The following is an 805-nucleotide window of genomic DNA, read 5'->3' as shown; positions in this document are numbered from 1 at the left end:
CGCCAAGGACTCGCTGAAAGGCAAGACCGAAATGGATGCCGTGGTCGCCTACCTGCAGGTGCTCGGCACCTCGATCAAGAACAAACGGTGACGGCAATGGATATCGGGACGCTGCGAGGACTCGGCACGYTGCTGATCATGGTCGCCTTCATCGGTCTGGTGATCTGGGCCTACAGCGGCAAACGCAAGAAGAGCTTCGACGAAGCGACGATGCTGCCCTTCGCAGACGATCCCGAAGCCAAAAAGCACGTCGAGCAAGCTTCTAGGAGTAACAAAGAATGACGACCTTCTGGAGTCTGTACATTACAGCTCTCACCCTCGGCACCCTGCTGGCGCTGACCTGGCTGATCTTCGCCACCCGCAAGGGCCAGCGCAGCAGCACCACCGACGAGACCGTGGGCCACTCCTACGACGGCATCGAGGAGTACGACAACCCGCTGCCGAAGTGGTGGTTCATGCTGTTCGTCGGCACCCTGGTGTTCGCCGTGGGGTACCTGGCCCTGTACCCGGGCCTGGGCACCTGGAAAGGCCTGATGCCGGGCTACCAGTCCGCCGACGAATTCGCCGACAAGGAAAAAGGCTGGACCGGCGTCCACCAGTGGGAAAAGGAAATGGCCAAGGCCGACGAGAAATACGGCCCGATCTTCGCCAAGTTCGCCGCGATGCCCATCGAGGAAGTCGCCAAGGATCCGCAGGCGGTGAAAATGGGCGGTCGCCTGTTCGCCTCCAACTGCTCGATCTGCCACGGCTCCGACGCCAAGGGCGCCTACGGCTTCCCCAACCTGACCGACGCCGACTGGCGCTG

2 protein-coding genes are annotated in these 805 nt (G+C 61.9%); both read left to right on the top strand.

Annotation, left to right across the window (positions count from 1 at the left end):
• Positions 1–96 precede the first annotated feature (96 nt).
• Positions 97–282: a CcoQ/FixQ family Cbb3-type cytochrome c oxidase assembly chaperone gene (locus tag FLO80_RS23605; RefSeq protein WP_003087314.1), complete on the top strand. Its 186-nt coding sequence runs from the start codon at positions 97–99 to the stop codon at positions 280–282.
• Positions 279–805, top strand: a 527-nt coding sequence (locus FLO80_RS23600) for a cbb3-type cytochrome c oxidase N-terminal domain-containing protein (protein WP_276579921.1), incomplete at its 3' end; no start/stop codon positions are given. The genes FLO80_RS23605 and FLO80_RS23600, both read left to right, overlap by 4 nt.

The organism is Aquicoccus porphyridii, from assembly GCF_008369105.1.
Classification (GTDB): domain Bacteria; phylum Pseudomonadota; class Alphaproteobacteria; order Rhodobacterales; family Rhodobacteraceae; genus Aquicoccus; species Aquicoccus porphyridii.
This window is presented reverse-complemented; position numbering and strand designations above follow the sequence as displayed.